Genomic DNA, 20384 nt, shown 5'->3' with positions numbered 1-20384 from the left:
GCTAACTATTAAAGGAATAATAATATGTTAAATAGCACTCTTATTAGTGAGTTCATGTTAACGGACAATATACCGCAATACCAAAACCAAACATGGACAGGTGAAACTATTACACGTGTTGTTGGTTCGCAGTACTTTACCCTTAGTTTCAAAGTTACCTTGAACAAGATGAACCGTGCTGAACTCGCTAACTTCTATGCTCTATATGGTCAGGGCAAACCGTTCTCTATGCCTCTTGGATGGTGGAGTACATACAACGGTACTCAAACATCACAAGTACAGGCAACAGCAGCAAGGGCAGCGGGGGCAACATCCATTGCCGTTAATGCTAATACACTTGAAGTTGGTACGTTAATTCAATTCAACGGACACAAGAAACTATACCGAATCATAGCCAACACTGGCAACGTGATTACTATCTTCCCTGGATTAATCAAAAACATCCAGCTTGGGGAAGTAATGAAATATGACAATATTCAAGGTTCATTTATTCTTACACCACAGAACGCAGCATATCAGATGCCAAGTACAAACATTATGGAAGTGACAATAAATGCAACTGAAAACATCAGAGGTTAATTTATGTCTATTCCAAGCAATGTACTAACTAATGCGGATCTTGTCGCGTACTGGAACCTTACACGAGGCGATAACAAAACCGTACTAACAGAAAAAGAACTATATCAATGTGGTGTTATGGTAAAGCTAATAGATGTACTTCCACCTACCGGAAGTAACATATATCTAACTGATGCCATTGCCGATCAAAACTATAACGGGATTAATTATAAGTCAGTACCTGATTTCCTTGATTCATCATTTGCTAACTATGTAGAAAAGAACCAAATTAATAATAACGGTACTTCTTTAAAAGTAAGTAATGTAAGCCAGGATTATCTATCTATGGCGTTACGTGGATTGTGGAATGATGCAAAAGTTAATATCTGGATGGGAATTGTTAACCCAGCTACAGGAGGTATTTTATATGCCTATCGTATGTTTAGTGGTTACATTGATTACTTTAGTTCAGACTTTAACAACACAGCAGGTAATACCACAAATGAAACAACAGTAAATCTAAATTCATTGTGGAAGAAGTTAGACCAAACACAACGCCTGTTATCAAGTACATCAGTACACCAATCATTACACACTGGTGATAAGTTCTTTGACCTAATAGGAATACTAAATAGTTCAGAACAATTCTGGAAGAGTAGTAAGAAATAATGAAAAACGGATTTATAACAGAGTACCTAAGTAGTTTAGTTGGTGAACCTTTAGTGTACGGTACTAATGATTGTCATATCATGGTGCTAACAGTAATTGATATGATCACCGGTAGTAAATACCGTGATGAAATCTACCAGAAATACACAACACCAACAGCAGGTAGAAAATACGCAAAAGCAAACTGTAGTTATTCTACTCTACATCTATTGTGTAAAGAAAAAGGCCAATTAGTAACTGAACCACTTGATGGGGATATCATCATTTCATCAGGTCACAGTACAGTTTATTGGCGTGGGAAAGTAGTAATTTTATCAGAAGATAAATCTAACTATATCGTTTCTCAATATATCCCAAATGAAAAAGACAAAATATACAGATTTAAAGGGGAATAACTATGGCAGTAGCAGCAGTTGCCGTAGCTATTATCGCAGGGGCATCAGCAGCGGCAGCAGCATACGCAGCAGGTTTAGCTTTAGCAGCAGTAGTAGCTATAGGTATTGGTACAGCAGCACTATCTTACATTAGTTCATCACAGATGATGAATGTAGGCCAAATGGGGGTAACGTATCCGAGTACGGGTAGTAACAATGCCCGATCAACATCACCAAGTACTGGAATACCGATTTCATACGGCGGTTCTAACCGCAACGCAACAGAGGTAGCTTATAACAAGTTAGGCTCTATCGTCGTATGGCAGAACGTCTATAAAGGTACTTCAAATCAGTTATGTACGGTTCACGCGATCAGTATCGGTGAAATCGGGCAAGTACCAGGGGAACAATCACAAGGCGTAATCAAGCAGATCTTTTTTGATAATGCTCCGGTACTCATGGATGGTGCGTACATCACCACAGAGGGGATCGTGCCTACCTCAATGATGATTGAGAAGTACCGCAAATACTTACAGATTGAGATACGTTTCGGTAAGCCGTCCTACGGTGGTTCTATGACGCTTGCCCGTCAATATGGCGGTAGTCAATGGACTGACAACATGCGTGGTGATGGTCTTGTACAGATCTGTACCGTAATCAAGAAAACCAATGATTCATTGATTGATGGGATTCTAACGAACCAGAACTATACATTATCGGTAGAAATGCGTGGACGTATGATCTATGACTTAACTGATAATGTACGTAAACCAAGTTCAAACCCACCAAGCCAACTATATGACTTTATCACTAATACAGAATTTGGTTTTGGGCTTGATCCTAATGATATTGATATAACCAGTTTCCGTAATATGGCAAACTATTGTGCTCAGAATCATTTCTATTCCAATGGTAATATTCAATATGATAAATCCTTTAAGGAAAACATTGAAAATATTCTACAAACATTTGGTGGTGTACTTTATGAATCAAACGGTAAGTACTATCTAACCGTTGATGCTCCAGATATTCCAAGTGTACATTTTGATGAAACAAATATTATTGGCAGTGTGAATATCACAACGGGTTCTAAGTCTGACTATTTTAATACAATGGACAGTACCTATACAAACCCAGGTAATGACTATTCACAAGATATTATCCGTTATCCAAGTGATGCCATTAGTAACGCATCCATTGCTAAAGATGGTTATATTATCAAGAAGGATTTAAACTATCTTTGGGTACAGGATAAAAATCAGCTTGCTATTCTTAGTAACATTGAATTGCTAAAATCTAAGTACATTACGAACACGATTACTTTCAATACCTATGTAACAGATATGAAAGTATATGATGTGTTTACAATTGATTTTAAAGAAGCTGGATTTAGTAATAAAAAGTACAGATGTATTCAACGTACTGTACCAATGATCGTAGATAAAGCAGGCATTATCCAGATCACCGCGATTTCATATGATGATGGTATATATCAAGGAAAAGATCCGGGACAATTCCCACAGGATGGATTGACCAATCTACCTAACCCAACATACGTAGAACCGCCAAGTAACCTACAGGCTCAACGTTTAGGGGCAACGGCATCAGGTAACACCGTTCTATTAACATGGGATCTTAGTCAGGATACAACTGTACGTGGTTATAAGATTCGTTATAAACGCAGTGATTCCAGTGTTTGGATCAGCATTGGTAACGTAGGGCAGTACTCTACAAGTTTTGAGATATTAAATCTTCTATATGGGGTACAGTACGATTTTGCTATTGAGGCGTATAACACATTAGGTTATTCATCGGATTTAGTAGCTATCTATAATCAAACACCACAAGTTATATTCGCATTACCGAAGATTACTAACCTTGATATGGTGAATGATGATGTAGGTTTAAACCAGACTTATGCTCAAGATTTTATTTTACGTTGGGATGATCAGGCTAACATAGCCGTAAATGGTAAAACATTCGCTGATTTCTTCAAACATTATGAAATTCGTGTGTATGACCGATACAGGAACTACATCACATCGTACTACACCACTACAAGCAACTGGACGTACTCATATTCAATGAATACCAGTGATGGCCTTAGCCGTTACCGTGTGTTTGGGATCATCGCTCATGGTTGGGGTACTGGTATCTATAGTGAAGAAGTTCAGATTGAAGTTAGTAACCCACAACATCCACAGTTGTTAGGTGTAAATTTGAAGAGTGGTTATGATTCCGTGTTCATTGACTGGACTGAATCAAACGTACCGGATTATGCGGGAATCGTTCTGCAAATCGCACTTGATGAGGGTTTTAGCTCAGGGTCGAAGTACTTTAGCAGTGCTAACCGTTATTCAGCATCGTTTGGTATTGAAGATGGTTCATGGTTCGCACGAGTAGCAGCCTATGACGTGTTCGGACAGGATGAATTGGTATGGTCGCCTACTATCGGTTTTAACCAGAACACGAAGGTTCCTTACAGCAAATTGAACGAAGATGTTATTGATGGCCTACTTAACAGTGATACGGCTACTGGCATTGTTGAGAAACAGATCGTAGATGAACTTGGTTCACGCTGGCAGCTACAGGTATCAAACAACGGTAACGTAACGGGCATTGCTTTAGCCGCAGATGAAAAAACATCAGTGTTTACCGTAATGGCGGATCGCTTTAGTGTTATCAGTACGGACAGTGCCAAACTATCAGACAGGGTTTATCCGTTTGTGGTTCAGGGTGGTAAGACTTACATCAACTCAGCGGTGATAGCATCAGCGAGCATCAATGAGGCTATGATCAATAACCTTTCCGTTTCACGTGCGAAAATTCAGGATGCCGCAATAGACAACACGAAGATTGCCAATGCCGCTATTCGTAATGCACATATCATGAATGGTGAAATTGACTCAGCGAAGATCAGCCAGCAGATACAATCCAGTAATTGGGATGGTACGAACGGTTGGATGATTAACAAGAACGGTACAGCCAACTTTGGTAACGCTACTATTCGCGGTACGATTTTTGCGAACAGCGGAGTACTCAACAACGTTACTATCAATGAAAACTGTAACATTCTTGGTACTCTAAGTGCCTCACGTATCGTAGGTGACATTTGCCGTCCTCAGTCTACAGGTATAGCATCAGTGCCGTTTATTTTCGGTTCACATACTGTATCAGGTGGTCAGGCCGCTAATGATCCAGTAGCTTACCAACACTATGTAGCGTTGCGTATACGTGGTGAAGATTTCGATCGTATCCTTGATAGTAATATGACTATCACACTTACTTCATTTGAGCGTCAGTACTTCTATATTCGTATGGGTGGTGATGGCATTGGTTTAACAAACTTAGCTTTCGTTGATGCTGGTAACAATGGACATAACACACCATATACTTTCCCAATCAATGGTATCTATGTTCCTGCTGTTGGTCGTGGCAAGTGGAATTATATCTATGTTATGTGTACTACATCGCGTTCTGGTTTAGCTTCACTTAATGTACCTTCATTATTGAATGCGTTTATATATCGAGCGGGGGATCAACCTTTATATAATGCGTAATAAATACTATTACCAAAATATATAATATAGGGAAATTCTTAATGGATATTGGGACACTTCTTGCTCTGGTTATTAGTGGGTTAGGCGTTTTATATTCTATCTTCCGTGACAATACAAAGGATACTACTGATTTATTAAGTCGTGTATCCTACCTTGAAACTACCATTGCGGTACAAGATAGTAACATTACACGTCTAAGCGACGAACAAGACAAGATGAAAGAAACCTTGCGAAACCTTGAAATTCAAATTCACGAATTGGATATCAAACTTGAAAGGATTATTACTATTCTTGAACAATCAAAGCAGTAATTAAAAAGGGATAGTACCGTAATTGATACTATCCCTTTTTTTACTTATTAGTTAGTTGTGCGATCATCGCATTAACTCTATTTGGTGTCTGACGATACCATAAACTATCTTTTGCTTGTTTGATTGCTTCCGTGTAGTTGGCATCACGTAGTGCTTGAATCATCTTTTTAAACTTCATCGTTCCAGATAGGCCAAGTTGAAAAATCATGATGATCATGAAGTCTTGCCAATCTTTAGGAATGGTTAGGTTTAGTTTACTTAGCTGGCTTGTTGCTATGGCTATATCTTTATCAAGTAGTCGAAGTACTTCAATCTCATTAATACCATTATTGAAATTCTCGTTTGGTAGTACCTTATGTCCGTATCCTACGGTTAAGAATCCTTCACTATCTTTATATGGATAATACTTGTTGTTTCTAAAGTACCCCATACGTATTTGATATGCTCGTGAACCCTCATAATCTATGAGTCGTGTTTTTATATCCATTGAATAAATACCTTATGATAATTTTTATAAGGTATTTATATGGAAGCATGGCAATACAACGAAGATTGGAGCGAGAAGGAATTAACAAACGGAAGTTATGTAGGATTCGTGTACTTGTTCCAATTTGAAGATAACACAAGCTACATAGGCAGCAAACAGATGTACAAGAGAGTTAAGGATATTAAGAAACTAAAAGATAATTCAATAGAAAACGGATGGCGTGAGTATAGTTCAAGTTCAAAAATAGTTAATTCCAAGATTGAAGAAGGGTTGAATTATACTCGTACCATCTTGTGGGCTTTCCCTTCGATGAAAGAAACACTTTTTGTAGAAACAGCATTAATCATAAATGAAGGACTAAAAACGGGTAATCTAAACCTTGCCGTAATGCATAAGGCAAGATTACCGAGTGGGAAAGATGCTGTACGTATTCGTGGAATCCTTCAATCATTATATGAAATACTCAATTAAGGAATTGATATGGCTTGGAGAAACAGTAATAGTCCTAATGATATGAAGCGATTCATAAACAAGAATAGCCCAAAGATAGGACAAGAATTTAAAAAAGAATTAAGTAGCCGTATGCGTATTGTTACACAGCACATTCAAAGAAAGATTGATAATGATGTAGCGGGTGGTGGTGTCGCGTTTACTGGAAAGAGTATGTACTTTAACTTTAGAAAGATAAGTGAATTCAAGACAGTTAACCAAATCATCCTATTACCTAATCAAGCATCATATTTGAAGTACATTCTTGATCCAGTTTATAAGCATGTTAATGAAAGTAAGATCATACCATACCAGAATGCTAAGTTAACGAAACAGGGCAACATTACACAACTACGTTCTAGATCTAAGAGTAATAAATACAAAAAGGTGAAGAGTAAGAACGGTAATACGTACTTAATCGACACTACCAAGAAATCCTCTAGACGCAATCCTAAACTAGCACGTGAACAGAGGGTGATTGGTTACTATGGTTCCGTTGGTAGAAAACCATTGTTTCATTTCTACGATGAAACCGAGAAGCAAGTAATAGAACAATTAAGAACATTACGCGGTACGTTTGATTACCGTTGGAGGAAGTAAGATGGATAACTTAGAAAATTTCCCATGTTATGATCATTCTGTACTAACAGATTTTTCTTTTCAGACAATACAACCTGTAAGTGTTACATTACCATATGATAAAGCACTATCTGGTAGTAAGCTCATAAAAAAGAAAGTAGATAAAACAAAAGGTGATTTAGTCGTATATAGCTTCCATCATCATACAACACCTAAAGTAAATGAAGATGATGTATTGATGGTTGAACTACTAAAAGAACAAATAGAAGTAAAGGTGCTATTATCATACAACCACATCTTTAAAGGTCATCGCGTAGTTTCTTGTGTTTGCCAAATTCAATAAGGAATAATTATGATTAGTGTAATACTAGAACTACTATCAAAGGGTATGGATTTTTTCATTAAGAGAAAAACTATCGAAACTGAAGTACAGAAAACAAATGCCGAAGGGCAGATAGAAACTAACAAAGAAGAGATTGAAAAGGTATCATTCCATTGGCGTAATGCTCTTGGATTTGTGATTACCCTAATCATTCTCTATAACTGGATCATAGTACCAGTACTAGATGCTTTTGGTATTGTAGTAATTCAAGTACCACTAGGACAGCTACTACAAGTGCTTCTAATCATGGTCGGTGGCAGCTAATAAAGCCCCGTAAGGTTTTTTTGTTTTGTGCTATAAATATCACTTGATAATAAATTGTTTTTGTTGTTAATATTTCCTAGTTGATACTGATAATGGTTATTGCTATGAACTGGAATAAAGCAGTTGATGTTGTTGTTAAGTTTGCAAGAGTGAATTTGATTTCTTTTCTATCATTTTTATTTGGTATCATATTTGTACTTTGTTTTATCAAAACTGATAAGTTGTCTGATTCTGTAAGTGCGTTAGCAAATGCTATTATGGCAATGGCGGCTATTATAGGTTTAGTATTTGCGAGAAAATGGAAACGTGACGCTACTAAAGATAAAGTCATTGATAAGTGTGTTCATATCATGACGGTTATTATACCTGATATAAAAAGGTTATACGTGCCTACATTACATGTTAAAATGGCACAAACATTTCTCATTAAAATGAAAGAAAACCAATCAACTGATTTCAAACATGCTCGCGAACTTCGAAACACACTCAGATCCTATAATATCTTGATGGTGCAATGTAGTGAATCTTTGAGTTTGTTCAAGGCTGATTTAAAATACGTAAAAACTTTATCATGGAAAGTTAATAAAAAAATAAATCCTGATTTGACTACCTATAGTAATTTTTTATCTACCATCGCGAGTAAACAATTTGAGTTGATAACATACATTATTGTTATTGTTAATTATTGGGGATTATCCATGACCGATGGTGATGATAGTGAGGCTGATGATAATTTAACAAAGAATTTATCCGATGATGAGTTTGTCGATATGTGTCTTAAGTTATGTGCTGAAATAATTCGGCTCAAAGAAGATTTAAATAAATTGATTTTGCGAATGAACATAGAGACGTTGTCAGTTTTTGATGTGTTTGAACCTTCATAGTATTTCTAATGCCCGTATAATGAATCTACGGGCATTTTTTCTACCAGTTCCAGTTTTCAGTGGTTTTTAATCCGCGTAAGTTAGTATGCTCAGTATAGGTTGCTCTAAGTACTCTTTCACCAGTTTCCTTTGAAACAATGTCATAAACATCGATTTCAGTTTCACCCATTGAACCTTTAGTTCTACTGCTTATATGGACGTAATCATACTGCTCTGGTGGATAATTACGTTTGAAATCATCGTCAGTCATGTTTTCACCCTCAATAATATAAAATATATCTGTAATGGATTATTCACACTTCCAGAACGTATTCTGTACTCCACTACCTTTAGGTAAATGTGGGTTCATGTTAGCACTATGTATGTAAGTTGCCTTTTCTTTCCCATACTGCTGACATGCTTCATTAGCTGTTTTTTGTAAACTATCCAAACCATACCAACCGTCAGACTGAATGCTAACAGTTTTACCATCATTATATTGTACTGCTGCACATCCCGCTAATGTTAACGGGATAAGAATCATTATTAGGGATTTCATTATTATTTCCTAAATACCCGTACACAAACTGTACAAGGGTATATTATGGCAAGAATTACAAAAAAGGAATCAGCATTACACATTCAAGTAATGGATCTCATCCACTCAGATAAGCAACTAACCCAAGACGATAAAGAGTTTATCTTAAACAACTACAAAGGCGATGGTATAGGGGCTACTGGTGCTTTCTTCACACCTGAAATGCTCGCATGGGATTTCATACTTGATGCTGGTTGTACTGGTCAATGTATTGAACTTTGTGCGGGTATAGGTCGCCTCAGCTACTACCAGTACTTAAGAAACAACCCAACGCACATTACCTGTGTTGAACTAAATCCAGAGTACGTAATGATCGGGAAGAGGGTACTACCAGAGGCGGAATGGATCACAGGTGACGCTCTACAGTACTCACCAGACCGTTTCTATGAGGTTGCCTATGGCAATCCACCATTCGGTAAGATCAACACGTCAGAAGCGTATACAGGCCGATACAAAGGCTCAGAATTCGAATACAAGGTGATTGAACATGCGAGTACTTTCGCGTCCTATGGGGCATGGATTGTACCGCAGGGTTCAGCAGGGTTTAAGTACTCAGGCCATAGGTACTATGACGCTTCAGTACAGACACAGAAGTACCAGAAGTTTGTTAATGATACAGGGTACACGTTTCAACCTGGGGTAGGGATTGATACCAGTATCTACAAGAACGAATGGAACGGTACGAAGGTGATATGTGAAAGCGTGCTAGTAGATTATGATGGCACAAATCTATGACGCTTATGAAGCCTGTACAGGCTGTACAGGCTTTTCTTTTATTCCCAAAAAATAGTGGCTTCTTTTCTCGGTTCGTTTACTTCCGTTCTCTTAACAGTAGCCACATGCTCCTCGGTTTTCCTCTTGATGAGATTATATGTTATTACTTCAATAGAATCCTGAAAACCACTTTCCTTTCTATGAACAAACTTTAATTCATATTCTGTAGATGGATACTTTTCAAAAAATTCTGAATCAGTCATAGTATGTTTCTCGTTATAAAGTTATACGTTCCGGTTGATTCACAAAGTACTGATTAATCACTTTAGCTATACCAGTTTCAGTATTGTCATCAATAATCAAATCAGCACATGCTTTCACTTCATCAACGGCGTTACCCATTGCCACACCTAAACCAGCACTTTGTAGCATACTTAAATCATTGAAGTTATCACCAAAGGCTATTACTTGGTTCATAGATAAACCTTGTGATTCTACCCATTGTGCCAGGCGTTTACCCTTACTGTTTCCGGCTTGTGCTATGTCTACTTGATCGTGCCAAGACCATTCGCAGGCAAGGCCAAGCTCACGCTCTACTATCTGACCAAAGCTATGTAGTTTTTCAGTATCAGAATCAGTAAGGGCGAATTTCCAGATAGCATCAACATTTTGCGATGCTTCACTAAGAGAGGATACTTGTTTGAAGATTGGACGTTGTGACTCTGGAAGAGACTTAGCCCAATTTTCTGTACGGATAATATGCCCCGTGGGTTCTTGATAGAACATGGCATCATCGGCATACATCAGACTATGAACATTGTAACTATCAAGTAGGTTCACTAATTGAGTAGCTTGTTCTGGTTGTAATGGGTCTGAGGCAATAACTCTTTTTTCGGCGTAATCGTACAATAAAGCACCGTTACAACATATAGCTGGTGTATTCAGTGCTAATGCCTGATAAAAAGGATGGATGGCTACAAAGTGCCGTCCGGTAACTATGACAACCTTTGCCCCTGATTTACGGGCATTCTGTAGGGCAGTTAATGAGGCTGGTAAAATAGTTTTTTCTGGCGTCAATAAAGTGCCGTCCAGATCAAGGGCGATTACCTGATAGTCCATGTAGAGATTCACCTGATTTTGGTATGTAGTTTTTCCGATAGTACACCGCTTTGCGGGTACGACGAAACAAGGTGAAGAGTCTTGTTGAGCACTGGAACAGCGTTGGATACTGGCGTATTGCCCTGGATGGGTAAAAATGTTGTAATAAGCGTCACACACTCAAATAAGTGCCATTACAACAAATTGCAGGTGTATCTAACGCCAGTGCCTGATAAAAAGGGTGAATGGCAACGTGATGTCGACCCGTTACGATAAGGAGTTGATATCCCACTTCCTGCGCGCGTTTAAGCGCTTCAAGGGAGGAGGGGAGGAGGGTTTTTTGCGGCGTCAGTAAGGTACCGTCTAAATCCAGAGCAATCACACGCGAGGTCATTTGTTTTTCCGGGTTAATATTGAATTTACGTTTTGATGGGATGGTACACCGAGAGGCGGATGCTTCAAAACTCCTGTCGACAATTCAGCATTCACCGTCAAAAGTTAACTACTTTCATGCGCAGTGAGGAGTGAATATTCATGAAACAAACCGTTTATACCGCCAGTCCTGAAAGCCAGCAGATCCATGTCTGGCGTTTAAATACCGAAGGGTCACTCACGCTGGTGCAGGTTGTTGATGTTCCAGGGCAGGTGCAGCCGATGGTCATCAGTCCGGATAAACGTTTCTTGTACGTGGGTGTGCGCCCGGAGTTTCGCGTGCTGGCCTACCGCATCTCTCCGGACGACGGCGCGCTGACTTACACTGCCGAAGCGCCATTGCCGGGCAGCCCAACCCATATCTCTACCGATCGTAAAGGCAATTTTGTCTTTAGTGGCTCGTATAACGCAGGCTGTGTCAGCGTAACGCGTCTGGATAACGGTATTCCGGTTGAAACTGTCGATGTGGTGGAAGGGCTGGAAGGTTGCCACTCGGCGAATATCACGCCGGATAACCGTACACTGTGGGTACCTGCATTGAAGCAGGATCGCATCTGCCTGTTCACCCTGAGCGACGATGGTCACCTGGTGGCACAGAATCCGGCGGAAGTGACCACCGTAGAGGGGGCTGGGCCGCGTCATATGGTCTTCCATCCGAACCAGCAGTACGCCTACGTTGTGAACGAACTGAACAGCTCGGTGGACGTCTGGGAACTGAAGGATCCTAACGGCCAGATTGAGTGCGTGCAGACGCTGGATATGATGCCGTCTGACTTCTCTGACACCCGTTGGGCTGCGGATATTCACATTACGCCAAATGGCCGCCATCTGTACGCCTGTGATCGTACCTCCAGCCTGATTACCGTGTTTAGCGTCTCGGAAGATGGCAGCGTGCTGGCGATTGAAGGCTTCCAGCCAACGGAAACCCAGCCGCGCGGTTTTAATATCGACCACAGCGGTAAATATCTGATCGCAGCAGGGCAGAAATCCCACCACATTGCGCTGTATGAAATCAAAGGCGAGCAGGGCCTGCTGGAAGAGAAAGGGCGCTATGCGGTCGGCCAGGGGCCTATGTGGGTGGTGGTTAACGCCCACTAAGCGGCTTAAAACAAAAAAACCTCGCGAATGCGAGGTTTTTTTATCTCTGTAAGCCGGGTAAGGCGAAGCCGCCACCCGGCAAAACATCTTACTGCTTCGGCTCAGCAACCACTTTGCTACCCAGACCGCGGTTGTTGTATTCCCACATGCGGTTGAAGTTAGCGTCGTTCAGGTTGCGCTGCACGTTTCCTTTATCGTCCACCGCACCGGTATTGCCGGAGAACGGACGTTTGGAGATCGCGGCATCCGCCCACGGCTTCGCCATGTTAAAGCCTTCGTTGATCACGCTGTCGCGGATCACCACCTGACCGTTGGTTGCAGAGTCCACATCCAGTGAGCGGCCCAGCTGCGCTACGCCGTCACCGGCAGCGTTAAAGCGGCTGTTTACGGCCAGGAAACCGAAGAACAGATTAGACTGCGTCGCTGGTGCAAAGACATAGCCTTCCTGCTGAGTACGCGAGTTCACCACGCGGAAGTCGGTGTTATCAAACACCACCGCGCCACGACCGGATACCAGGTCAACATCACCTTCGACGTAGCTGTTAGTCACCAGCGTACGGGTCAGGCGGTTGTTCTGCAGTGTGTTCTGTACACCGCTGTTGGTCACGAAGAAGGTGTTCTGACGGCCGAGAATGTTAACGTTGTTGATCTGTACTTTATCGCCATCGCTACGCAGCGCGACGGCCTGATGGTTACCTGCATCGACGCTGTCACCCAGGGTGTTCTGAATGGTCAGGTTTTGCAGCTGCAAGCCATTATTCTGAGACCAGAATACCGCGGAGCACATCACACCAATGGTGGCAGAACGTTTGCTCTGGCAGTTATCAAACATGTACCACGCAGGTTTGCCCGGCATATATTTACCGGCTGGGTTCACCAGGTGACGCCAGGCGTTGCTGTCGATTTCTGAATCAATCGCCAGGCCAATTTTTACATCGATCGCTTTTTCGCCCAGACCGTAAAGGGTAATGCTGCCTGGCGCCGCTGGAACGTAAACGGTGCCTTCATATTCGCCTGGCAGGATCGCGATGTACTGACGAGAAGCGCTGTGCTTCGTGATGGCAGCATCAACCGCAGCCTGAATAGAGGTATGCGTTACACCCTGCGCACCTGCTGGTCCAACGACGAAGTCAGGCTGTTTTGGCAGGTTAATAGAAGACGGTGTCCACGGCGCAGCGTTGGGTTCCATCGCCGAGAAGTAGTGTGCACGGTCGAAGTTCTTCGCTTCATCAGCGGACAAAATCGGGCGGGAGGCGGTACCCGGTGCTACCTGCTCAGAAGGCAGCTGATCCGGTGGTGTTGAACTGCATGCGGATAATGTCACGCCAAAGGCGAGTGCTAACGCCAGACGGGAAATCCTGGAAATGTTCAAGGTAAAGCTCCTGGGTATGCAAGTCTTAACGGGATAGACGAAATAGCCTGCTTTTTTATACTAAGTTGAGCGAAACGGGAAGTTAAAAAGGGTAAAAGTTGCATTTTTTGCCCTCGGGGGGCGGGAAAGTCATCACAAATAAATAACATTTTCCATCAGGACGGTTGACAGCGGGCAGTGGATGAAAATAAATGTCTATACAACCCATGACAAGTGGAATATCCATGCAGCAGCTTCATCCCGACGATGTAATATGGCGAAATGCGCGACTGGCAACGATGGATCCGGAAGGCACCGCGCCGTATGGCCTGAAAAAGCAACACGCTCTGGTGGTGCGCGGCCAAACCATTCAGGCCGTGATCCCTGAATCTGAAATACCTTCAGGACACCGTCACTGCGTCGATCTTCAGGGACGTCTGGTTACACCAGGCCTGATTGACTGCCATACCCACCTGGTGTTTGGCGGCGATCGCGCGGCAGAATGGGAGCAGCGTCTGAACGGTGTCTCTTATCAAACAATCAGCGCCCAGGGAGGCGGGATTAACGCTACCGTGACGGCGACGCGCAGCAGTTCACCTGAAACCCTGCTGAAACTGGCCCAGCAGCGGCTTCAGCGTCTGATGAATGAAGGTGTCACCACGGTTGAAATCAAATCCGGATACGGGCTAAACGCCGATGCCGAGGAGAAGATGCTGCAGGTTGCACGCCAACTGAGCCTCAATAATCCGGTTGATATCAGCCCAACGCTGCTGGCGGCTCATGCGGTTCCGCCGGAATTCCGACAGGATCCGGATGCGTACCTCACGCTGGTCTGTGAGCAGATCCTGCCCATGCTGTGGCAAAAAGAGTTATACGAAGCAGTCGACGTGTTTTGCGAAAACGTCGGCTTTACCCCGTCGCAAACCGAGCGCCTCTTTAAGGCGGCAACCGCGCTCGGTATCCCGGTGAAGGGGCATGTTGAACAGCTCTCAAATCTGGGTGGCGCAGCGCTGGTCAGCCGATATAAGGGCCTGTCGGCCGATCATATCGAATACCTGGATGAAGCAGGCGTTCAGGCGATGGCGCAAAGCGGGACCGTTGCCGTATTGCTGCCTGGCGCGTTCTATTTTCTTCAGGAGCGCCAGCGACCGCCAGTTGAACAGCTCAGGAAACAGGGCGTGCCGATGGCCGTCGCCACTGACTATAACCCCGGCACCAGCCCGTTTGCCAGCCTGCATCTGGCGATGAATATGGCCTGCGTCCAGTTTGGTCTGACCCCTGAAGAGGCCTGGGCTGGCGTCACGCGACATGCCGCGCAGGCGCTGGGTCGTGGCGCAACCCACGGACAGCTGCGGGCAGGGTTTGTCGCCGATTTTATCGTCTGGGATGCTCGTCATCCGGTTGAGATGGTCTACGAGCCGGGACGCAATCCGCTGTATCAGCGTATTTTCCGTGGGGAGGCAGTATGAGGTTATGGCGGTCGGTAGCCGAAACGGTCTGGCAGGGGCGCGACGACAGCGCCGAGGCCAGCAATGCAACGCGCATTTTCCAGACGATAAAGCAGCAGGGGCAGTTCACGCCGCTTCCATCCGGCATCGCGCTGATAGGCTTTGAATGTGATGAAGGGGTGAAACGCAATCATGGCAGGCCCGGCGCCGTGCAGGCTCCGGATATTCTGCGAAAGGCGCTGGCGAATATGGCAAGCCATCAGGGGCACGAACGGCTGGCGGATATGGGCTCGGTTTACGTAGAAGGTGACGAGCTGGAAGCGGCCCAGCAGGCGTTAAGTGATGCCGTCACGGCCTGCCAGCAGTCCGGGATGCGTACGCTGGTCTTTGGCGGCGGGCACGAAACGGCCTGGGCGCACGGTCGGGGCATTCTGGATGCGTTCCCGAACGAGCGCGTGGTGGTGATCAATCTTGATGCCCATCTTGACCTGCGTAAGGCTGACCGGGCGACGTCCGGCACTCCGTTTCGCCAGCTTGCGCATTACTGCGATGAGCGCGGGCGGGAGTTTCAGTACGCCTGCTTTGGCGTGAGCCGGGCGGCGAACACGCTGGCGCTGTGGGATGAGGCCGAACGCCTGAACGTCACGCTGGTGGAAGATCTCCATTTCAGGCGCGATGCGCTACCCGCACTGGAAAGGGTGCTGGCGCAGGCCGATCGTATCTATCTGACGATCGATCTGGACGTCCTGCCCGCGAGCGAAATGCCTGCCGTGTCCGCACCGGCCGCGTTAGGCATACCGGCGCTGGATCTTCTGCCGGTTATCGAACAAATCTGCCGCAGCGGTAAGCTACAGGCAGCCGATCTGGTAGAGTTTAACCCGCAGTACGATCGGGACGGACAGGGTGCAAAGCTTGCCGCCCGTCTGGCCTGGCAAATTGCTCACTGGTGGGCATAACACTATTCAAGGAGTCACGATGTTTTCACGCTCACCCCTGCCGCAGTCGAGCCCTCCCGCACCTTTCTACGAAAAGGTGAAGCAGGCGATAAGCGAAAAAATCGCCACGGGTGTCTGGCGGCCGCACGACCGTATTCCCTCGGAGGCCGATCTGGTGGCGCAGTTTGGTTTTAGCCGGATGACCGTCAACCGGGCGCTGCGCGAACTGACCGACGAAGGTCTTCTTGTGCGCTTGCAGGGGGTCGGAACGTTTGTGGCGGAACCGAAAGGCCAATCAGCCCTGTTTGAAATCCGCAGTATTGCCGATGAGATCACCGCGCGTAACCATCAGCACCGCTGTGAGGTGCTGGTGCTGGAAGAAACCCAGGCCAGCGCCGAGCAGGCGGTAGAGCTGAATGTCAAAGAGGGGAGCCGGATCTTCCACTCCGTGATGGTGCATTTCGAAAACGACATTCCGGTGCAGATTGAAGATCGCTGCGTTAACGCCGAACGGATACCAGACTACCTGAACCAGGATTACACCCACACCACGCCGCACGCCTATCTTTCGCTTGTTGCACCTCTGACGGAAGGGGAGCACATTGTGGAAGCCGTGCGCGCCACGCCGCAGGAGTGTGAACGGCTGCGCATTAAAGAGCACGATCCGTGCCTGCTGATCCGCCGTCGTACATGGTCGTCATCGCAAATTGTGTCGCATGCCCGGCTGCTTTTCCCGGGTAACCGCTACCGGCTGCAGGGCCACTTTATGTCATAAGTTTTAAAAGCGTGATAGCTAACGCAATATAACAAAATTGTATCTTTTTTGTTAAATTCGACCTTGTGTGTGCTTGTCTATACAAGTATATCTAAATGCATCATCTGTCCCGTATGAGGAGCACACAATGTCGTCAGGTAAATACCGCCAGCAGGATGTCCGCGCCCCGCGCGGCACCACCCTTACCGCAAAAAGCTGGCTCACCGAAGCCCCGCTGCGCATGTTGATGAACAACCTTGATCCTGAGGTAGCGGAAAACCCCCACGAGCTGGTGGTCTACGGCGGCATAGGCCGCGCCGCGCGCAACTGGGAGTGCTATGACGCAATTGTAAAATCCCTGACCGAACTCGAACACGACGAAACCCTGCTGGTGCAGTCCGGCAAACCGGTTGGCGTATTCAAAACGCACAAGAACGCGCCGCGCGTGTTGATTGCTAACTCTAACCTCGTGCCGCACTGGGCCACCTGGGAACACTTCAACGAACTGGACGCGAAAGGGCTGGCGATGTATGGCCAGATGACCGCGGGTAGCTGGATCTACATCGGCAGCCAGGGGATTGTGCAGGGCACCTACGAAACCTTCGTGGAAGCCGGTCGCCAGCACTATAACGGCTCGCTCAAAGGCCGCTGGGTATTGACCGCGGGTCTCGGCGGCATGGGCGGCGCGCAGCCGCTGGCCGCCACGCTTGCCGGCGCGTGCTCGCTGAACATTGAGTGTCAGCAGAGCCGCATTGATTTCCGTCTGCGTACCCGTTACGTCGACGAACAGGCAACCAGCCTGGACGATGCGCTGGCACGTATCAAAAAATACACAACCGAAGGCAAAGCGGTGTCGATTGCCCTGTGCGGCAACGCGGCAGATATTCTTCCTGAACTCGTCGCCCGCGGCGTGCGCCCGGATCTGGTGACCGACCAGACCAGTGCTCATGATCCTTTGCACGGTTACCTGCCAAAAGGCTGGACGTGGGAAGCCTACCAGCAAAAAGCGGAAACCGATCCGGAAGGTACGGTGCTTGCTGCCAAACGTTCCATGGCAGAACACGTCTCCGCCATGCTGGCCTTTAGCGAGATGGGCATTCCTACCTTTGATTACGGCAACAACATCCGCCAGATGGCGAAAGAGATGGGCGTGAATAATGCCTTCGACTTCCCGGGGTTCGTTCCTGCTTATATTCGCCCGCTGTTCTGCCGCGGTATCGGTCCGTTCCGCTGGGTTGCCCTGTCCGGTGACCCGGAGGATATCTACAAAACCGACGCCAAAGTGAAAGAGATTGTCGCGGATGACGAACATCTGCACCACTGGCTGGATATGGCCCGCGAGCGCATCAACTTCCAGGGCTTACCGGCGCGCATCTGCTGGGTAGGGCTGGAGTGGCGGCAAAAACTGGGTCTGGCCTTTAACGAAATGGTGCGCAGCGGCGAAGTCTCCGCGCCGATTGTGATTGGTCGTGACCATCTGGACTCCGGTTCCGTTGCCAGCCCTAACCGTGAAACCGAAGCCATGCGCGACGGATCGGATGCAGTCTCCGACTGGCCTTTGCTGAACGCCTTACTGAATACGGCCAGCGGCGCGACCTGGGTATCGTTGCACCACGGTGGCGGCGTGGGGATGGGCTTCTCCCAGCATTCCGGGATGGTCATTGTCTGTGACGGAACGGATGAAGCTGCTGCGCGTATCGCTCGCGTGCTGCACAACGACCCGGCAACCGGTGTGATGCGTCACGCAGACGCTGGTTACGAGATTGCCATTGAATGTGCCAAAGAGCAGGGGCTAAACCTGCCGATGATCGCAGCCACACAAGGAAATCATGAATGAACGCCTTAACACTCACCCCCGGTTCACTGACGCTGAAACAACTGCGTAGCGTCTGGCGTCAACCGGTCACGCTCTCGCTTGATGAAAGTGCCCACGCCGCGATCAACGACAGTGTTGCCTGCGTCGAAGCCATTGTTGCCGAAGGGCGCACCGCCTACGGCATTAACACCGGTTTTGGGCTGCTGGCGCAGACACGTATTGCGACACACGATCTGGAAAACTTACAGCGTTCGCTGGTGCTGTCACACGCGGCGGGGGTTGGTCAGCCGCTGGATGATGAGATTGTCCGCCTGATGATGGTGCTTAAAATCAACAGCCTGGCGCGCGGTTTCTCGGGCATTCGCCTGAGCGTGATCCAGGCGTTGATGGCGCTGGTGAACGCAGAAGTCTATCCGTGGATCCCGGCAAAAGGTTCTGTCGGTGCATCCGGCGATCTCGCGCCGCTGGCGCACATGTCGCTGCTGCTGCTCGGTGAAGGGCAGGCGCGCTGGCAGGGTGAGTGGCTTCCTGCGAAAGAGGCGCTGAAAAAAGCCGGGTTGAACCCGATCACCCTGGCGGCAAAAGAGGGGCTGGCGCTGCTGAACGGAACTCAGGCGTCGACGGCATTCGCTTTACGCGGCCTGTTTGAGGCTGAAGATCTGTTCGCCTCAGCAGTGGTGTGCGGTGCCCTGACCACTGAAGCCGTACTGGGCTCGCGTCGCCCGTTCGACGCCCGTATTCACGAGGTGCGCGGCCAGCGTGGGCAAATTGATGCCGCCACCATGTACCGTCATGTACTCACCGAAACTAGTGGTATTGCAGATTCACACCACAACTGTGAAAAGGTGCAGGATCCATATTCCCTGCGTTGCCAGCCGCAGGTAATGGGCGCGTGCCTGACGCAACTGCGCCAGGCGGCAGAGGTGTTGCTGGTGGAAGCCAACGCGGTGTCCGATAACCCACTGGTATTCGCGCAGGAAAATGAAGTGGTGTCCGGGGGCAACTTCCACGCTGAGCCTGTGGCAATGGCGGCGGATAACATTGCCCTGGCGATTGCTGAAGTCGGTGCGTTGTCTGAACGTCGCATTGCGTTGATGATGGATAAACACATGTCTCAGCTGCCACCGTTCCTGGTACGTAACGGCGGAGTTAACTCGGGCTTTATGATTGCCCAGGTCACCGCGGCGGCGCTGGCGAGCGAGAACAAAGCCCTGTCGCATCCGCATAGCGTGGATAGCCTGCCAACATCGGCAAACCAGGAAGATCACGTTTCTATGGCTCCGGCTGCCGGGCGTCGTTTGTGGGAGATGGCATCCAACACCCGTGGCGTGCTGGCGGTGGAATGGCTGGCGGCGTGTCAGGGAATCGATCTGCGCGAAGGGCTGAAATCCAGTCCGCTGCTGGAACAGGCGCGTCATGCGCTGCGCGAGCATGTATCGCATTATGACGACGACCGCTTCTTTGCGCCGGATATTGATAAAGCGATGCAGCTTCTGGAAGAAGGACGGCTGGTGGGGTTGTTGCCGCCAGTGCTGTGATTTTTTGCCCGGTGGCGCTGCGCTTACCGGGCCTGGGAGTGCGAAATCCAGGCCGGGTAAGGCGTA

At 46.6% G+C, this 20384-nt stretch carries 23 protein-coding genes and 1 pseudogene; 17 read left to right on the top strand and 7 right to left on the bottom strand.

Annotated elements, in window-relative coordinates; all coding sequences use genetic code 11:
* Window positions 1-24 precede the first annotated feature (24 nt).
* Genes WB237_RS10415 through WB237_RS10395 form a run of 5 tightly spaced genes read left to right on the top strand, consistent with a single transcriptional unit; the run spans window position 25 to window position 5472 of the window.
* On the top strand, window positions 25-579 hold the full coding sequence (locus WB237_RS10415; protein ID WP_336212840.1) for a hypothetical protein: 555 nt from the start codon (window positions 25-27) through the stop codon (window positions 577-579).
* 3 nt (window positions 580-582) lie between these two features.
* The gene (locus WB237_RS10410) at window positions 583-1227 is read left to right on the top strand and encodes a hypothetical protein (protein WP_050597010.1); all 645 of its coding nucleotides are present in this window, start codon (window positions 583-585) and stop codon (window positions 1225-1227) included.
* The gene (locus WB237_RS10405; RefSeq protein WP_139152906.1) at window positions 1227-1622 is read left to right on the top strand and encodes a DUF6950 family protein; all 396 of its coding nucleotides are present in this window, start codon (window positions 1227-1229) and stop codon (window positions 1620-1622) included. The genes WB237_RS10410 and WB237_RS10405 overlap by 1 nt, the downstream gene beginning before the upstream one ends.
* A gap of 2 nt (window positions 1623-1624) precedes the next feature.
* Window positions 1625-5161: a phage tail tip fiber protein gene (locus WB237_RS10400; protein ID WP_336212835.1), complete on the top strand. Its 3537-nt coding sequence runs from the start codon at window positions 1625-1627 to the stop codon at window positions 5159-5161.
* A gap of 41 nt (window positions 5162-5202) precedes the next feature.
* Window positions 5203-5472, top strand: a complete 270-nt coding sequence (locus tag WB237_RS10395) for a hypothetical protein (RefSeq protein ID WP_039261844.1) — start codon at window positions 5203-5205, stop codon at window positions 5470-5472.
* Between the two features lie 40 nt (window positions 5473-5512).
* Here WB237_RS10395 and WB237_RS10390 read toward each other — a convergent pair whose 3' ends face one another.
* On the bottom strand, window positions 5513-5959 hold the full coding sequence (locus WB237_RS10390; protein WP_039261846.1) for a glycoside hydrolase family protein: 447 nt from the start codon (window positions 5957-5959) through the stop codon (window positions 5513-5515).
* Window positions 5960-5998: 39 nt separating this feature from the next.
* Between WB237_RS10390 and WB237_RS10385 the strand changes: the two genes are divergently transcribed.
* The 5 genes from WB237_RS10385 (at window position 5999) to WB237_RS10365 (ending at window position 8557) form a co-directional block, all read left to right on the top strand.
* Window positions 5999-6430 (top strand): hypothetical protein, encoded by a 432-nt coding sequence (locus WB237_RS10385; protein WP_039261849.1) that lies wholly within the window; start codon window positions 5999-6001, stop codon window positions 6428-6430.
* Window positions 6431-6439: 9 nt separating this feature from the next.
* A complete protein-coding gene (locus WB237_RS10380; protein ID WP_336212828.1) occupies window positions 6440-7048 on the top strand; it encodes a hypothetical protein in 609 nt (202 codons plus the stop codon).
* Between the two features lies 1 nt (window position 7049).
* Window positions 7050-7370, top strand: coding sequence for a hypothetical protein (locus tag WB237_RS10375; protein ID WP_177317327.1), 321 nt, complete (start codon window positions 7050-7052; stop codon window positions 7368-7370).
* A 9-nt stretch (window positions 7371-7379) separates the two neighbouring features.
* Window positions 7380-7673 carry a hypothetical protein gene (locus WB237_RS10370; RefSeq protein ID WP_336212825.1) on the top strand — a complete coding sequence of 98 codons (294 nt, stop codon included), beginning with the start codon at window positions 7380-7382 and terminating at the stop codon, window positions 7671-7673.
* A gap of 104 nt (window positions 7674-7777) precedes the next feature.
* Window positions 7778-8557 carry a hypothetical protein gene (locus tag WB237_RS10365; protein WP_336212823.1) on the top strand — a complete coding sequence of 260 codons (780 nt, stop codon included), beginning with the start codon at window positions 7778-7780 and terminating at the stop codon, window positions 8555-8557.
* Between the two features lie 40 nt (window positions 8558-8597).
* Here WB237_RS10365 and WB237_RS10360 read toward each other — a convergent pair whose 3' ends face one another.
* Window positions 8598-8807 carry a hypothetical protein gene (locus tag WB237_RS10360; RefSeq protein ID WP_177317330.1) on the bottom strand — a complete coding sequence of 70 codons (210 nt, stop codon included), beginning with the start codon at window positions 8805-8807 and terminating at the stop codon, window positions 8598-8600.
* 39 nt (window positions 8808-8846) lie between these two features.
* Window positions 8847-9095, bottom strand: a complete 249-nt coding sequence (locus WB237_RS10355) for a hypothetical protein (RefSeq protein ID WP_336212820.1) — start codon at window positions 9093-9095, stop codon at window positions 8847-8849.
* 45 nt (window positions 9096-9140) lie between these two features.
* Between WB237_RS10355 and WB237_RS10350 the strand changes: the two genes are divergently transcribed.
* Complete coding sequence (locus WB237_RS10350) at window positions 9141-9869, top strand: methyltransferase (RefSeq protein ID WP_308926440.1); 729 nt, start codon at window positions 9141-9143, stop codon at window positions 9867-9869.
* Between the two features lie 38 nt (window positions 9870-9907).
* Here the strand turns inward: WB237_RS10350 and WB237_RS10345 are convergent, their stop codons facing one another.
* From WB237_RS10345 to WB237_RS10335, 3 genes and pseudogenes are all read right to left on the bottom strand, one after another.
* The gene (locus WB237_RS10345; protein WP_102789933.1) at window positions 9908-10111 is read right to left on the bottom strand and encodes a hypothetical protein; all 204 of its coding nucleotides are present in this window, start codon (window positions 10109-10111) and stop codon (window positions 9908-9910) included.
* A gap of 13 nt (window positions 10112-10124) precedes the next feature.
* Entirely contained in the window at window positions 10125-10967 is an 843-nt protein-coding gene (locus WB237_RS10340; protein WP_047063447.1) for a pyridoxal phosphatase, read from the bottom strand.
* Window positions 10968-11127: 160 nt separating this feature from the next.
* Window positions 11128-11340: pseudogene (locus WB237_RS10335) on the bottom strand (HAD-IIB family hydrolase); the annotation flags it as partial.
* 140 nt (window positions 11341-11480) lie between these two features.
* Between WB237_RS10335 and pgl the strand changes: the two are divergent.
* Window positions 11481-12476, top strand: coding sequence for a 6-phosphogluconolactonase (gene pgl, locus WB237_RS10330; RefSeq protein WP_336212812.1), 996 nt, complete (start codon window positions 11481-11483; stop codon window positions 12474-12476).
* Between the two features lie 88 nt (window positions 12477-12564).
* Here the strand turns inward: pgl and WB237_RS10325 are convergent, their stop codons facing one another.
* Window positions 12565-13848 (bottom strand): putative acyl-CoA thioester hydrolase, encoded by a 1284-nt coding sequence (locus WB237_RS10325; RefSeq protein ID WP_134707328.1) that lies wholly within the window; start codon window positions 13846-13848, stop codon window positions 12565-12567.
* A gap of 224 nt (window positions 13849-14072) precedes the next feature.
* Here WB237_RS10325 and hutI point away from each other — a divergent pair, with 224 nt between their 5' ends.
* The 5 genes from hutI (at window position 14073) to hutH (ending at window position 20318) form a co-directional block, all read left to right on the top strand.
* On the top strand, window positions 14073-15296 hold the full coding sequence (hutI, locus tag WB237_RS10320) for an imidazolonepropionase (protein ID WP_336213553.1): 1224 nt from the start codon (window positions 14073-14075) through the stop codon (window positions 15294-15296).
* Window positions 15293-16231 carry a formimidoylglutamase gene (gene hutG / locus WB237_RS10315; RefSeq protein ID WP_336212810.1) on the top strand — a complete coding sequence of 313 codons (939 nt, stop codon included), beginning with the start codon at window positions 15293-15295 and terminating at the stop codon, window positions 16229-16231. The genes hutI and hutG overlap by 4 nt, the downstream gene beginning before the upstream one ends.
* A gap of 19 nt (window positions 16232-16250) precedes the next feature.
* Entirely contained in the window at window positions 16251-16985 is a 735-nt protein-coding gene (locus WB237_RS10310) for a histidine utilization repressor (RefSeq protein ID WP_336212808.1), read from the top strand.
* A 127-nt stretch (window positions 16986-17112) separates the two neighbouring features.
* A complete protein-coding gene (hutU, locus tag WB237_RS10305) occupies window positions 17113-18801 on the top strand; it encodes a urocanate hydratase (protein ID WP_336212805.1) in 1689 nt (562 codons plus the stop codon).
* The gene (gene hutH, locus WB237_RS10300; protein ID WP_336212802.1) at window positions 18798-20318 is read left to right on the top strand and encodes a histidine ammonia-lyase; all 1521 of its coding nucleotides are present in this window, start codon (window positions 18798-18800) and stop codon (window positions 20316-20318) included. The genes hutU and hutH overlap by 4 nt, the downstream gene beginning before the upstream one ends.
* The last annotated feature ends 66 nt before the right edge of the window (window positions 20319-20384 follow it).

This window comes from Enterobacter sp. P82 (assembly GCF_037053385.1).
In the GTDB taxonomy this organism is placed as follows: Bacteria; Pseudomonadota; Gammaproteobacteria; order Enterobacterales; family Enterobacteriaceae; genus Enterobacter.
Note: the sequence above shows the minus strand (reverse complement) of the source record. Positions and strands in the feature narration are given on the sequence as shown.

Coding starts and splice junctions, on each gene's coding strand:
- WB237_RS10395 (WP_039261844.1), top strand. CDS start 5,203: ATGGATATTGGGACACTTCTTGCTCTGGTTATTAGTGGGTTAGGCGTT.
- WB237_RS10340 (WP_047063447.1), bottom strand. CDS start 10,967: ATGGACTATCAGGTAATCGCCCTTGATCTGGACGGCACTTTATTGACG.
- WB237_RS10360 (WP_177317330.1), bottom strand. CDS start 8,807: ATGACTGACGATGATTTCAAACGTAATTATCCACCAGAGCAGTATGAT.
- WB237_RS10350 (WP_308926440.1), top strand. CDS start 9,141: ATGGCAAGAATTACAAAAAAGGAATCAGCATTACACATTCAAGTAATG.
- WB237_RS10375 (WP_177317327.1), top strand. CDS start 7,050: ATGGATAACTTAGAAAATTTCCCATGTTATGATCATTCTGTACTAACA.
- WB237_RS10405 (WP_139152906.1), top strand. CDS start 1,227: ATGAAAAACGGATTTATAACAGAGTACCTAAGTAGTTTAGTTGGTGAA.
- WB237_RS10415 (WP_336212840.1), top strand. CDS start 25: ATGTTAAATAGCACTCTTATTAGTGAGTTCATGTTAACGGACAATATA.
- hutU (WP_336212805.1), top strand. CDS start 17,113: ATGTCGTCAGGTAAATACCGCCAGCAGGATGTCCGCGCCCCGCGCGGC.
- WB237_RS10380 (WP_336212828.1), top strand. CDS start 6,440: ATGGCTTGGAGAAACAGTAATAGTCCTAATGATATGAAGCGATTCATA.
- WB237_RS10345 (WP_102789933.1), bottom strand. CDS start 10,111: ATGACTGATTCAGAATTTTTTGAAAAGTATCCATCTACAGAATATGAA.
- WB237_RS10355 (WP_336212820.1), bottom strand. CDS start 9,095: ATGAAATCCCTAATAATGATTCTTATCCCGTTAACATTAGCGGGATGT.
- WB237_RS10370 (WP_336212825.1), top strand. CDS start 7,380: ATGATTAGTGTAATACTAGAACTACTATCAAAGGGTATGGATTTTTTC.
- WB237_RS10365 (WP_336212823.1), top strand. CDS start 7,778: ATGAACTGGAATAAAGCAGTTGATGTTGTTGTTAAGTTTGCAAGAGTG.
- WB237_RS10400 (WP_336212835.1), top strand. CDS start 1,625: ATGGCAGTAGCAGCAGTTGCCGTAGCTATTATCGCAGGGGCATCAGCA.
- WB237_RS10410 (WP_050597010.1), top strand. CDS start 583: ATGTCTATTCCAAGCAATGTACTAACTAATGCGGATCTTGTCGCGTAC.
- hutH (WP_336212802.1), top strand. CDS start 18,798: ATGAACGCCTTAACACTCACCCCCGGTTCACTGACGCTGAAACAACTG.
- hutG (WP_336212810.1), top strand. CDS start 15,293: ATGAGGTTATGGCGGTCGGTAGCCGAAACGGTCTGGCAGGGGCGCGAC.
- WB237_RS10385 (WP_039261849.1), top strand. CDS start 5,999: ATGGAAGCATGGCAATACAACGAAGATTGGAGCGAGAAGGAATTAACA.
- pgl (WP_336212812.1), top strand. CDS start 11,481: ATGAAACAAACCGTTTATACCGCCAGTCCTGAAAGCCAGCAGATCCAT.
- hutI (WP_336213553.1), top strand. CDS start 14,073: ATGCAGCAGCTTCATCCCGACGATGTAATATGGCGAAATGCGCGACTG.
- WB237_RS10390 (WP_039261846.1), bottom strand. CDS start 5,959: ATGGATATAAAAACACGACTCATAGATTATGAGGGTTCACGAGCATAT.
- WB237_RS10310 (WP_336212808.1), top strand. CDS start 16,251: ATGTTTTCACGCTCACCCCTGCCGCAGTCGAGCCCTCCCGCACCTTTC.